The organism is Nocardia sp. XZ_19_231 (assembly GCF_015355705.1).
Lineage (GTDB): Bacteria > Actinomycetota > Actinomycetes > Mycobacteriales > Mycobacteriaceae > Nocardia > Nocardia salmonicida.
In genome coordinates this window covers 218,577-231,375 of sequence record NZ_JACUZI010000008.1, presented here as the reverse complement: position 1 = coordinate 231,375, position 12,799 = coordinate 218,577, and the positions used below count along the sequence as shown (strand labels likewise).

Genomic DNA, 12,799 nt, shown 5'->3' with positions numbered 1-12,799 from the left:
AACCAATATAAATATTGGCACTGACATTCATCGACACACTATTGAGTTCTCAAAGAACACACGCACACACTTCTACCAACAACATGTCGTCGGGGTTTCGGTGAGGCAAGGGTTCAAACTTAGCTCAGCCAACCGGCCGGAAGCAAATCCGATCCGAGTTCTGCTGAACACACAATCAGTCAGGCGCTCATCGTACTACCTCGTGTCCCGGCCGCTGCGCGGCTGAGTCGGTGTCCGTGTCGCTCTGACTGGAATAAAGTTACGTGCCGACAAACACGAAGTCAAATCGGGTGGTCAAGGGTGGTTTCCACGCAGGAGGCCGACAGTGAACCAGCCGGGCGCGGCCGTGGTGAAGCGGTGGCGATCCCACTGCCCCGCGCCTGCGGGGATTGTGCCGACTATCGGAGTCTCGGTGACTCGTGGAAGGTCGTCTCGATTGCACTGAGCGGCGAGGTCGGGATCGGTCGGCCAGGAGCCGATGACCAAGCCGGCGCAGGGAACACCGGCCGCGGCGAGCGTGCGGGTGGTGAGTTCGCTGTGGTTGAGGGTGCCGAGGCCGGCTGCGGCGACGACCACGACCGGGGCGCCGATTTTCTGGGCGAGGTCGAGCAGGGTGAACTCCCCCATCCGCACCAGCAGCCCGCCCGCACCTTCGACCAGCACCACGTCGGCGTCGGCGAGCGAATCGACGGCGGCGACGGTTTCGCTCAGAGTCAGTAGGGGCATGGCCGCGCGGCGTGCGGCGGTGTCGGGGGCGAGCGGGTCCGGGTAGCGGGCGAGCTCGAGGGTCCGGGTCACCCCGGTCAGGCGGGTCACCTCGGCGAGGTCGCCGGGCTCGCCGGGCGCGATGCCGGTCTGGGCGGGCTTGCAGACCGCGACGGTGCGGCCCTCGGCCTGTGCGGCGGCGGCCAGTGCCGCGGTGACGACGGTTTTGCCGACGTCTGTCGAGGTGCCGCTGATCAGTAGGACAGTCATGCCGTCACCGATTCCTTGCCGCGAGCCGACGCGAGAACATCGCCGAGGACCTCGGCGATCGTCTCCAGTTCTGCGGATGTGAGGTCGGCACGAGCGGTGAGGCGCAGTCGCGAGGTGCCTTCGGGGACCGAGGGCGGTCGGAAGCAGCCGACGTCGAGACCGCGGGCACGGCAGGTCTGCGCGGCGTCGAACGCGACTTGGGCTTCTCCGAGAACCACCGAGACCACTGCGGAATCCGGGTCGGAGACTCCGGCGATCCGGGCGATGTCGGCGGCGCGGTCGAGGACACGGGTGGCCATCGACGGGTCGCGGCGCAGCAGCGCCAGCGCGGCGCGCGCCGCGCCGACCGCGGCGGGAGCGAGACCGGTGTCGAAGATGAAGGTGCGGGCGGTGTCGATGAGGTGGGCGCGGATCCTGGCATCGGCCAGGACTACCCCGCCCTGGGCGGCGAATGCCTTCGACAGAGTCGCGGTGACCACGAGGTCCGGTTCGCCGGCCAAGCCCAGCTCGTGCACGAGCCCGCGCCCGCCCGCGCCGCGCACGCCGAGTCCGTGGGCCTCGTCGACGATCAGGATGGCGCCGTTCGCCCGGGTGACGCGATGGAGTTCGGCCAGTGGCGCGAGGTCACCGTCGGCGCTGAAGACCGAATCGGTGAGGACCAGCGCGCGCTCCTCGGTGCGGTCGGCTAGCAATCGTTCGACCGCGGCGACATCGCGGTGCGGTGCGATCGCGACTCTGGCGCGGGAGAGCCTGCACGCGTCGACCAGTGAGGCGTGCGAGCCGGCGTCGGAGACCACGAGAGTGCCGCGTCCGGCGAGTGCGGTAACCACACCCAGATTGGCGGCGTAGCCGGTGGCGAAGACTAATCCCGTTTCGGCGCCGACGAATTCGGCCAGTTCGGCTTCGAGGAGCGCGTGCTCGGTGGTGGTTCCGGTGACCAGTCGCGAACCCGTGGCCCCCGCTCCCCACCGGCGCACAGCCGCGATCGCACCCTCGACGACTTCGGGGTGCCGGTGCAACCCCAGGTAGTCATTGGAGGCGAGGTCGATCGCGGGCGACTCAGCGGCGCGCTCGCGCAAGTGCCTGCGTAGCCCGGCGTCGACCCGCTCGGCCGCGCGCTCGTCCAACCAGCTCAACGGATCCATACTCACAGTTGAGCAGCATACTTGAACACCGTTCAGGACGGTCGCCCGCGCACTCATCTGAGCGCTGCCGTCACCGCGGTCGGCGTGACGCTCGACCAGTCGGTCATCCGAGCTGCACTGTGTCGCCCACGGCGCCGATCCGCCGCGAGGTTCATGCGACCGAGGCCTTTACCGCCGCGCGCACAGCCTCGGTGATGGTGGCGATGTCGGCGGTGGTGCTGATGAACGGGGGCATCGTGTAGACGAGGTTGCGGAACGGGCGCAGCCAGGCGCCCGCGTCGACGGCGGCATCGGTCGCGGTGCGCATCTCGACGGGTTCGTCGAGTTCGACGACGCCGATCGCACCGAGCACGCGGACCTCGGCGACGCCGGGCACCTCGACGAGCGGCGCGAGGCCCGCCCGGAGTTCGGACTCGATCCTGGCCACCTCGCCGCGCCAGTCTCGCGAGCGCAGCAATTCGATCGAGGCGACCGCGACGGCACAGGCCAGCGGATTGCCCATGAAGGTCGGCCCGTGCATCAGCCCGCCGTGCGCCGCACTGATCGTCTCCGCGATCCGCGCGGTACACAGCGCCGCGGCGAGGGTGAGATAGCCCCCGGTCAGCGCTTTACCGACGCACATCACGTCCGGCGCGACGCCCGCGTGGTCGGCGGCGAACAGCTCGCCGGTGCGGCCGAATCCGGTGGCGATCTCGTCGAAAACGAGCAGGACGTCGTTGTCGTCGCAGATCCGACGCAGTTCGGTGAGGTAGCGGGGGTCGTGCCAGCGCATGCCGCCCGCGCCCTGCACGACCGGTTCGACGATCACCGCGGCGAGCTCGTCACGATGGGTGGCCACCGCGTGCTCGAGTTCGGCGACATAGTCGGATTCGAAGTCGCGCGGCGGCGCGGGGACGAAGACCTGCTCGGTCAGGACGTCGGTCCACAGCGCGTGCATTCCGCCGTCGGGGTCGCAGACACTCATCGGCGTGAAGGTGTCGCCGTGGTATCCCCCACGCCAGGTGAGCAGCTGGTTCTTCGCCGGGCGACCGACGCTGCGCCAGTACTGCAGGCACATCTTCGTCGCGACCTCGACCGATACCGAGCCCGAATCACAGAGGAAGACCTTGTCCAGGCCTGCGGGCGTGAGTTCGACCAGCAATTGGGCAAGGCGGGTGGCGGGTTCGTGGGTGAGGCCACCGAACATCACGTGACTCATCCGCTGCGATTGCGCGAGTAGCGCCGCGTCCAGGACCGGGTGACAGTAGCCGTGGACGGCTGCCCACCACGAGCTCATCCCGTCGACGAGTTCGCGGCCGTCGGCGAGGGTGAGCCGCGTACCTGCCGCGCTCGCCACAACCAGTGGTTCGGTCGTTGCCGGAAATCCGCCGTAGGGATGCCAGACATGCTCGGCATCGAGGGCGGTGATCTGCTCGGGGCTCAGGTCCACAGGTTTCCTCGTCGTCGCCCGGGGCTGCCGAGACGACAGCCTTGAACGCTGTTCAAGTTATCACTTGCCGCCGCTCGCGGACCGAGTGTCCGACTGATTCGCGAGCACGGCGGGCAGTCGGGCGAGTACGTCGCGGACCACGGCGAGCGATTCCGTGCCGACCTCGGCGGCGATCACCTGTTCGATCCGCTGGACGTGCCGCCCGGCCAGCGCCACGACCTCCCGCCCGGCCGCCGTGGTGACGACCAGCCGCGCACGCCCGTCCGCAGGATCGGGCGCGCGCTCCACGTAACCGCACTTCTCCAAGTGGGTGACCAACTCCCCCATCGACCGCTACAGCACTGGGAGATGTTCGCGTTCTGGAGCGACCTCGACAACGCGAACAATGACGACAGCGAGCAAACTCCCCCGCAATCCGCTCGCCCTCGGACTGCTCTGGGAGTACCAGGACGGCTATCTCGCCGGTCCGCCCGCGTCGCTGCAGCGGTTGATCTTCGGTGGATCGGCCGGGCTCGCGCGGCGCACGGGCTACGCCCGGCGGTTGCTCGCGACCACCTCCGCCTGAGCAGCGGTCAGCGAGCGGCCGGTCACATGGTGCGCGGTGGGGCCATGGGTTCCATTACTGTCGTAGCATGTCGAGCCCGAACGACCGATCCGATGAGGTGTGGCCGGGCACCGCGTATCCGCTCGGCGCCACCTATGACGGCGGGGGCACGAACTTCTCGGTGTTCTCCGAAGTCGCCACGAAGGTCGAGCTCTGCCTGATCGCCAAAGACGGCTCCGAGACCCGCGTCGATCTCGACGAAGTCGACGGATATGTCTGGCACGCCTATCTCCCCTCCGTCATGCCGGGCCAGCGCTACGGCTTCCGCATCCACGGTGAGTACGAGCCGGAGCTCGGATTGCGCTGCGATCCCAGCAAACTGCTGCTCGACCCGTATGGGAAGGCGTTCGACGGCGAGTTCGTCAACGACCCCTCGCTCTATACCTACGGACTGGATTCGCTGGGCCACACGATGACCGGGGTGGTGATCAACCCGTTCTTCGACTGGGGTCCCGACCGGCCGCCGAACCGGCCCTATCACGAGACGGTGATCTACGAAGCGCACGTCAAGGGTCTGACGATGACGCACCCGGATATCCCGGAGGATCTGCGCGGCACCTATGCGGGCCTGGCGCATCCGGCGATCATCGGACATCTGAAGTCGTTGGGCGTCACCGCGATCGAGCTCATGCCGGTGCACCAGTTCTTCCACGATCACGTGCTCACCGATCAGGGACTGCGGAACTACTGGGGCTACAACAGCATCGGGTATCTCGCACCGCACAACCAGTATTCGGCCCGGCCGCGCGGCGACGGTGCGGTCGCCGAGTTCAAGGCGATGGTGCGTGCGATGCACGCCGAGGGCATCGAGGTGATTCTCGACGTCGTCTACAACCACACCGGCGAGGGCAACCACAACGGCCCGACACTGAGCCTGCGCGGGATCGACAATGCCGCCTACTACCGGCTCGACGACACCACTCCCGAGCACTACAAGGACTACACCGGCACCGGCAACAGCCTCAATGTCCGCCATCCGCACACGCTGCAGCTGATCATGGACTCGCTGCGGTACTGGATTCTGGACATGCACGTCGACGGTTTCCGCTTCGACCTCGCCGCGACGCTGGCACGCGAATTACACGATGTGGACCGGCTTTCCGCGTTCTTCGACCTGGTGCACCAGGATCCGGTGGTGAGTCAGGTCAAGCTCATCGCCGAACCGTGGGACGTCGGCGAGGGCGGCTACCAGGTCGGCAACTTCCCCAGCCTGTGGACCGAGTGGAACGGCAAATACCGCGACACGGTGCGTGATTACTGGCGTGGGGAGCCTGCGACGTTGGGCGAGTTCGCCTCCCGGCTCACTGGGTCGTCGGATCTGTACGAGTCGACGGGCCGTCGGCCGGGCGCCAGCATCAACTTCGTCACCGCGCACGACGGCTTCACGCTGCGAGACCTGGTGTCCTACAACGAGAAACACAACGATGCCAACGGCGAGGACAATCGCGACGGCGAAAGCCACAATCGATCGTGGAATTGTGGCGTCGAAGGCGAGACCGACGATCCGCGGGTCCTGGCGCTGCGTGCTCGTCAGCAACGCAATCTGCTGGCCACGCTGATCCTGAGCCAGGGCACGCCGATGCTCGCCCACGGTGACGAGATCGGACGCACTCAGCTCGGCAACAACAATGTGTACTGCCAGGATTCGCCGCTGGCGTGGATGGACTGGTCGCTGGCGCAGGCCAATGCCGACCTGCTCGAGTTCACCCGCACGGTGATCGCCCTGCGCACCGAGCATCCGATCTTCCGGCGGCGCCGATTCCTGGCCGCCGGTCCGAGCGACGACCAGGGACACCGGCGCGAGATCGCCTGGTTCACGCCCGCGGGCAGCGAGATGACCGACGACGACTGGGACAGCGGCTTCGGGAAGTCACTGGCCGTGCTGCTCGACGGCGACGGCATCGCCGAACCGGGTCCGCGTGGTGAGCGCATCACCGACGACTCGTTCCTGCTGTGCTTCAATGCGCACGACGAAGCGATCGATTTCGTACTGCCCGGCCCGGACTTCGGTGCGCAATGGTCGCTCGCCCTGGATTGTTCGACCCCTACCGGCGCGGCCGACGCGGTGCATGCCGCGGCGGCGACGCTGCCAGTTGTCGGCCGCTGCCTGCTCGTATTGCGCCGAACCGCCTAGCCGCCGAGCGAGATCATGACCGAGACCTATGTGACCGACCCGCTGACCATGCTGCATCGCGCGCCCGTGCGAGCGGGCACGGTGCGCAGCACCTACCGGTTGCAGCTGCGCCCCGACGCGCTCACGTTCGCCGATGCCCGCGCCATCGCCGAATACCTCCAGCAGTTGGGCATCTCGCACCTGTACCTGTCGCCGATCCTGACCGCGGCGCACGGGTCGACGCACGGTTACGACGTCACCGATCCGACCACGGTCTCGGCCGCCCTCGGCGGGCCCACGGGGCTCAAGGTCCTCTCCGACGAAGTACGCAGTCGCGGAATGGGATTGATCGTCGACATGGTGCCCAACCATGTGGGCGTCGGCGATCCGCGACAGAATCCGTGGTGGTGGGATGTGCTGCGCAACGGGCAGAAGTCGCAGTACGCCAAGTATTTCGACATCGACTGGAGCTCGGGCAACGGCGCGGGCGGGCGGCTGGCGCTGCCGGTCCTGCAGAACGAGAACGACCCGGCCGCGCTGACCGTCGACCGGTCGGGGGCGGAGCCGATGCTGGCGCTGCACGATCTGCGGTTCCCGATCGCGGCGGGCACCGACGGCGACAACGCGCTGCGCATCCACGACCGCCAGCACTACCGGCTGGTGAGCTGGAAGGCAGGGGTGTGTACCTATCGGCGGTTCTTCGCGGTGAACAGCCTGGCGGCGATCCGGCAGGAAGACCCGGAGGTGTTCGAGGCGACGCATCGGGAGCTGGCGGCGTGGTGCGAACACGATCTGATCGATGGCGTTCGGGTCGACCATCCGGACGGATTGTCCTATCCGAGTGCCTATCTGACCCGGTTGCGCAGGCTGATCGGACCGCAGCGGTTGCTGCTCGTCGAGAAGATCCTCGCCAATCGCGAACCCCTCGACGCGACGCTGCCGATCGACGGAACCACCGGCTATGACGCGCTGGCCGATCTCGGTGGGGTGCTCATCGATCCGGCGGGTGAGACGACGCTGACCGAACTGTCCCAGCACGTCGCGGGACACGGTAGCGACCGGGCGTGGTTCGGCGAGACCGAGCATCGGATCAAGCGGGCTGTCGCGGAGACCATTCTGGCGCCGGAGATCCGGCGGTTGGTGGCCGCGATCAAACGCGACGGCAACGCGGGCAGTTTCGACACCCTCGCGGTGACCAACGCGACCATCGAGGTACTGGCCTTCATGCCGGTGTACCGGGTGGACTACGCGCCGCTGGCCGGGATGACGGCCGCGGTCGTGGCGGAGGTGGAGAAACGCAATGCCGAACTGACGGTGCCACTGTCGGTGCTGGTGACCGCACTGTCGGTGGGCGGCGAAGCGGCGACCAGGTTCTCACAGGTGTGTGGGGCGATCACCGCGAAGTCGGTCGAGGACACCATGTTCTATCAGGGTGCGCGACTGGTCTCGTTGCAGGAGGTGGGCGGCAATCCGGCGCGATTCGGCCACACCGTCAACGACTTCCACCTGTCCAACAGTGAACGCGCGCAGCGCTGGCCCGCGACCATGACGACGATCTCGACCCACGACACCAAACGTGGCGAGGATGTGCGCGCCCGGATCGGGGTGCTGTCGCAGGTCGCCGATGTCTGGTCGCAGCGGGTTCGCGGCTGGCTGGAGACGACCCCCGCGCCCGACGGTGCGACGGCACTGTTCCTGTTGCAGAACATGTTCGGGGTCTGGCCTGCCGACGGACGGCCTGCCTCCTCGGTGCCGGGGCTGCGCGATCGGCTGCACATGTTCGCGGAGAAGTCGATTCGCGAGGCCGGGACCAAGACATCGTGGGAGGAGCCCGACGCGGAGTTCGAATCGGCCGTGCACGGTTGGCTCGACGCGGTGATCGACGGACCGGTGGGTACCGGCATCGGCGACCTGGCGCACGAGCTCGCACCGCACGCGTGGTCGGACGCGGTGGCGCAGAAGCTCTTGCAGCTGGGCGCGCCGGGGATTCCCGATATCTATCAGGGCACCGAATTGTGGGAGGACTCCCTCGTCGACCCGGACAATCGGCGGCCGGTCAACTTCGCCACCCGCGTGGGAATGCTCCAATCACTCACCGACACACCGACTCTGGACACCACCGGGGCGGCGAAGATGTGGGTGGTGGCCTATGCGCTGTGGTTGCGCAGGGAGCGGCCGGAGTGCTTCGTCGGCGGGATGTACCGGCCGCTCTATGCCATCGGTGAGCACGCGCATCGGTTCATCGCCTACGGTCGAGGGCCCGCGGGTGAGGCGCCGGAGGTGATCGTGGCGGCGACCCGGCATTCGGTGGGGCTCGCCACGACGGGCTGGCTCGACACCACATTGCCGTTGCCGCAGGGTAATTGGACCGATCGACTCACCGGGAACACCTTCGCGGGTAGTGCGCGCGTGGACAAACTGTTCGCCCGGCTGCCTGTCGCATTGCTGGTGCGCTGAACGCCGCGCATCACGTACTGCCCGGGCACAGGCGAAGGACCGACGCGGTGTGCGTCGGTCCTTCGGGTCCGGCTCAGTGGCTGCGGCGCAGGCCGAGGTACTGCAGGGCGGCGAAACCACCGACGGTCACCGACTGCATCACCGCCCACACCGCGCCCACCGTGGTGAGACCGAGCGCGCCGGTCGACAGCGCGGCGAGGCTGGCCACGACCCAGGCGGTGTTGCCGATCGCCACCACCGACGCAGCGGCCCGATTGACGGGCGACGAGCGGCCGACGAACGCGACGGCCAGGCCGTAAACGGTGAGGAACGCGCCGATCGCGAGGCCGACGCCGGCATCGAGTCCGAGTAGCCGTTCCAGCGGTTGCGCCAGCGCCAGATAGGCGACGCCGTTGGCGGTGGTGACGACCGCGTCGAGGCGCAACGACACCCGCAGCAGGTTCTCGCCGGAGGCGAACAGTGCGGACAGTCGGGACGGGGCGGTGGTGGTCATGGCGAATCTCCTTGGCTGCGAAGGGGTTATGTGGTGGCGGGGACCTGGTCGAGGAAGCCGTAGACGCTGTCGATGCGGCCGTCGGTGAGGACGGCGACGTCGAAGCCGATCACCACGGCGGGGGCGTCGGCAGGGCCTAGACCCCAGGTGAAGCGGACCTGGTCGTGATGGGCGTCGACGGGGCCGGCCAGGGTGAAGGTCCAGTCGGGGAACTGCGACTGCACTCCCGCGATGGCGGCTTCGAGTTCGGCGTGGCCGGTGACCGCGACCAACGGGTCGACGTAGCGGGCGTCCGGGGTGAACAGACGGGCGACCGCGGAGCGGCGGGCGGCGGGCTCGCGGGTATTCCAGGCTTCCAGGTACTGTGCGACGACGGTGTTCATCTCGACCTCCGAAATAGGCTTTGAGCTGGTACTTCGCGGGTTGTTCCTGCGATGACACCAACGTTATGGCGCGAGGGGGGTCGGTCGAATCAGTCGCCTATAGGTACTTTTCCCGTCGCGACTACTGGCGATACCGGTACGGCGATACGGTGGAGCCCATGCTGCACGGACGCGACACCGAACAGGCCATGATCGATGACCTGCTCAGCGGGGCGCGCGCGGGCCGGAGCGGGGCCCTGGTACTGCGCGGCGAGGCCGGGATCGGGAAAACCGCGCTGATGGATTACGCAGCGGCGCAAGGTATTCCGACCGTGCGTAGTGCGGGCATCGAGTCCGAGGCCGAATTGCCCTTCGCGGCACTACATCTGTTGGTCCGCCCCGGCATGGAACTGGTGCGGCAACTGCCGTCGCGCCAGCGCGACGCACTCGAGGCGGCGTTCGGACTGGGCGAGGGCGCCCCCGCCGACCGGATGCTGATCGGGCTGGCGGTGCTGACCCTGCTCGCCGAGGAGGCGGCGCAGGGGCCGCTGCTGTGTGTGATCGACGACGCGCACTGGCTGGACCGGGCCACCGCGGAGGCACTGCTGTTCGCGGCCCGCAGACTCGATGCCGAAGGGGTGGTGATGCTGTTCGCGACTCGCTCGGGACCGCAGGATTTTCCCGCTCCCGGGCTGACGGAACTCGCGCTGGCGGGGTTGCGTCCCGATGCCGCGGCGGCACTGCTCGACGCCGGTACCACCGCGTTGAGTCCGGCCATGCGGTATCGGCTGCTCGCCGAGTCGGGCGGTAATCCGCTCGCGCTGCTGGAACTTCCGGCTGTGGTCGGTGAGAGCATCCTCGACGAGAGCAATCCACTGCCGCTGACCCAGCGGTTGCAACTGGCCTTCCACGGGCGGGTCACCCGCCTGCCCGCCGCGACCAGAGCAGTGCTCCTGATCGCCGCGGCGGCAGGCGCGGCAGACCTCGCCCCGGTTCTGCGTGCCGCGTCCGCACTCGGCGCGTCGCTACCGGATCTGCAACCCGCGCAGGACGCGGGCATGGTGGCCACCGACGGTCAGGTGCTCACCTGGCGCCATCCACTGTTGCGCTCGGCGGTGTACCAGGGCTCAGCGCTCACCGACCGCCTCGCCGCCCATCGCGCGCTCGCCGACGCACTGGTCGACGACGACGCCGCCGACCTGCGCGCGTGGCACCTCGCTTGCGCGGCAACAGGTCCCGACGAACACACCGCGACCGCGCTGGAGCGAACAGCCGATCGCGCCCGACGCCGTCACGGCTTCCACGGCGCGGTGGCCGCCTACGATCGCGCGGCGGCGTTGAGTACCGACACCGGTGCGCGGGTGCGCAGACTCGTCCTCGCCGCCGAGACCGCGACCGAGGCCGGCCTCACCGACCGAGCGGAGCGACTGGCCGAGCGAGCCGAGTCCTTGTCCCACCGGGTCGAATTCGATGCCGACGGGTCCGCGTTCGAACTGCGGCTGGAGTTGGTACGCGCGCAGGCCGAATTCGCCGGTGGCAAACCGGGTTCCGCGCATCGACGGCTGATGTCGGCGGCCGTCGCGGCGCGTGAGACCGATCCCCGTGGCGCTGCCCGGATTCTGACCAAGGCCGTCCACACCGCGTGGTACCTCGGGCCCGATGAGCTCGACGAGGTCGCCGCCGTTCTGACGACGCTGCGGCTGGTGGAGGACGATCCCGCGACGCCGATTGTGCGATATCTGACCGGGTCGGTGACCGGACACCGGGTCGCCGACCTGCGCGACGCGGCGGCTGCCGCCCGGGCGGGCGGAGCGGACAGTCCGGCCGACCTCGTGCAGCTGTGTGGCAGCGGCTTGGTTGTCGGCCAGGACGCGCAGGTCGAAGAGTTGGCCGGCGAGTTGGTCAGGGAATGCCGGGAGCAGGGTCGGATCGGGTTGCTGGCGCCGCTGTTGTTCTTCCGCTCCGAGGGTTTGTCGTTCGGTGGGCGGCCACGGGAGAGCCGGATCGCGGCCGAGGAAGGGTTGCGGATCGCACAGGACATCGGGCAGGCGCAATGGGTCAGTCAGATCCACGCGTTCCTGGCGTATCTCGCCGCACTGCAGGGTGATTCGACATCCAGTCGCGACCATGCCGATCGTGCGGTGGCCGAGGAATTCGGTGGGCCGGGCGCGGTGGGCGCGTCGTGGGCGCACGCGGCCGTGGCGCTGCTCGCACTCGGCGAAGGCAGGCTGGAGCAGGCACAGACAGAGCTCGCGCATATGACGATCGAGCCGGCTCGCCACCACGTCATCGGGCTGCGCACGCTCCCGGATCAGATCGAAGTGGCGGTTCGCCTCGGCGCGACGGACCGGGCGACCGAAGCACTGGATCGACTCACCCACTGGGCACAGCGCGCCGGACAGGAGTGGATCGCGGCGCTGGCGGCCCGGGGTCGTGCGCTGCTGGCCGACGGATCCGACGCCGAGCAGCACTTCGTGGCCGCGCTCGCCGCGAACCGCCCGTTCGACGAGGCCCGCACCCGGCTGCTCTACGGCGAGTGGCTGCGCCGCGACAAACGCAAGGTCGACGCGCGGACTCAGCTGGAGCTGGCCATGGACCTGTTCGATCGGCTCGACGCGACGCCGTGGAGCGAGCGCGCCCGCACCGAATTGGCCGCACTCGGCGTCGGCACGGGCGCCAGAGCGAGCGGCGGCCCGCTGAGCTCGCTCACCCCGCAGGAATCACAGATCGTGCGACTGGCGGCACAGGGCTTGTCGAATCGGGAGATCGCCGCGCGGCTGTTCCTGAGCCACCGCACGGTCGGCCATCACCTGTACAAGGCGTATCCGAAGTTGGGTGTGCTCTCGCGCGGTGAGTTGAGCGCGCTCGACCTGACGGAGTGAATCCGCGACAGCGCTAGGCCGGTCGAATCAAGTGCGCGAGGCGGTGCGGGTCGCGCCCACAGCCCAGCGGACGGCGGCGACCACTGCCGCGGCGAGCACCGCGACCTGCGGTGATCCGACGACAAGCAGCAACAGCGCACCGACCACGAGCGCGGCGACCAGCGCCTCGAGCTTGTAGACCGGCCAAGCGCTACCCGCGATATCGACGGTCGCGGATGCTGCCGATGAGGTGAGCACTGCCATGCAGACCAGGATAGGCGCACATCGAAGTTCGGGCCACCGAACTTCGATGTGCGTCACTCTGTCGGGAACATCACAAAGCGAGGATTCGTTGTGCAG

At 68.3% G+C, this 12,799-nt stretch carries 11 protein-coding genes; 4 read left to right on the top strand and 7 right to left on the bottom strand.

Features of this window, described 5'->3' with window-relative positions:
* Window positions 1-294 precede the first annotated feature (294 nt).
* From bioD to IBJ82_RS29100, 4 genes are all read right to left on the bottom strand, one after another.
* Entirely contained in the window at window positions 295-975 is a 681-nt protein-coding gene (gene bioD, locus IBJ82_RS29115; RefSeq protein WP_194829160.1) for a dethiobiotin synthase, read from the bottom strand.
* Window positions 972-2,120 (bottom strand): 8-amino-7-oxononanoate synthase, encoded by a 1,149-nt coding sequence (locus IBJ82_RS29110; protein ID WP_194829189.1) that lies wholly within the window; start codon window positions 2,118-2,120, stop codon window positions 972-974. The genes bioD and IBJ82_RS29110 overlap by 4 nt, the downstream gene beginning before the upstream one ends.
* Before the next feature lie 151 nt (window positions 2,121-2,271).
* Window positions 2,272-3,549 (bottom strand): adenosylmethionine--8-amino-7-oxononanoate transaminase, encoded by a 1,278-nt coding sequence (locus IBJ82_RS29105; RefSeq protein ID WP_194829159.1) that lies wholly within the window; start codon window positions 3,547-3,549, stop codon window positions 2,272-2,274.
* A 60-nt stretch (window positions 3,550-3,609) separates the two neighbouring features.
* A complete protein-coding gene (locus tag IBJ82_RS29100) occupies window positions 3,610-3,876 on the bottom strand; it encodes a MarR family winged helix-turn-helix transcriptional regulator (RefSeq protein ID WP_194829158.1) in 267 nt (88 codons plus the stop codon).
* 58 nt (window positions 3,877-3,934) lie between these two features.
* Between IBJ82_RS29100 and IBJ82_RS29095 the strand changes: the two genes are divergently transcribed.
* From IBJ82_RS29095 to treY, 3 genes are all read left to right on the top strand, one after another.
* Window positions 3,935-4,114: a hypothetical protein gene (locus tag IBJ82_RS29095; protein WP_194829157.1), complete on the top strand. Its 180-nt coding sequence runs from the start codon at window positions 3,935-3,937 to the stop codon at window positions 4,112-4,114.
* 67 nt (window positions 4,115-4,181) lie between these two features.
* Window positions 4,182-6,287 (top strand): glycogen debranching protein GlgX, encoded by a 2,106-nt coding sequence (glgX, locus tag IBJ82_RS29090; protein WP_194829156.1) that lies wholly within the window; start codon window positions 4,182-4,184, stop codon window positions 6,285-6,287.
* Window positions 6,288-6,335: 48 nt separating this feature from the next.
* The gene (gene treY / locus IBJ82_RS29085; protein WP_194829188.1) at window positions 6,336-8,723 is read left to right on the top strand and encodes a malto-oligosyltrehalose synthase; all 2,388 of its coding nucleotides are present in this window, start codon (window positions 6,336-6,338) and stop codon (window positions 8,721-8,723) included.
* 73 nt (window positions 8,724-8,796) lie between these two features.
* Here treY and IBJ82_RS29080 read toward each other — a convergent pair whose 3' ends face one another.
* Together IBJ82_RS29080 and IBJ82_RS29075 are read right to left on the bottom strand one after the other, a co-directional pair.
* Entirely contained in the window at window positions 8,797-9,216 is a 420-nt protein-coding gene (locus IBJ82_RS29080; RefSeq protein WP_194829155.1) for a hypothetical protein, read from the bottom strand.
* 26 nt (window positions 9,217-9,242) lie between these two features.
* Complete coding sequence (locus IBJ82_RS29075) at window positions 9,243-9,599, bottom strand: nuclear transport factor 2 family protein (protein WP_056816327.1); 357 nt, start codon at window positions 9,597-9,599, stop codon at window positions 9,243-9,245.
* A 158-nt stretch (window positions 9,600-9,757) separates the two neighbouring features.
* Here IBJ82_RS29075 and IBJ82_RS29070 point away from each other — a divergent pair, with 158 nt between their 5' ends.
* Window positions 9,758-12,460 carry a LuxR family transcriptional regulator gene (locus tag IBJ82_RS29070; RefSeq protein ID WP_194829154.1) on the top strand — a complete coding sequence of 901 codons (2,703 nt, stop codon included), beginning with the start codon at window positions 9,758-9,760 and terminating at the stop codon, window positions 12,458-12,460.
* A 27-nt stretch (window positions 12,461-12,487) separates the two neighbouring features.
* Here IBJ82_RS29070 and IBJ82_RS29065 read toward each other — a convergent pair whose 3' ends face one another.
* Window positions 12,488-12,703 (bottom strand): hypothetical protein, encoded by a 216-nt coding sequence (locus tag IBJ82_RS29065; RefSeq protein WP_194829153.1) that lies wholly within the window; start codon window positions 12,701-12,703, stop codon window positions 12,488-12,490.
* Between the last annotated feature and the right edge of the window lie 96 nt (window positions 12,704-12,799).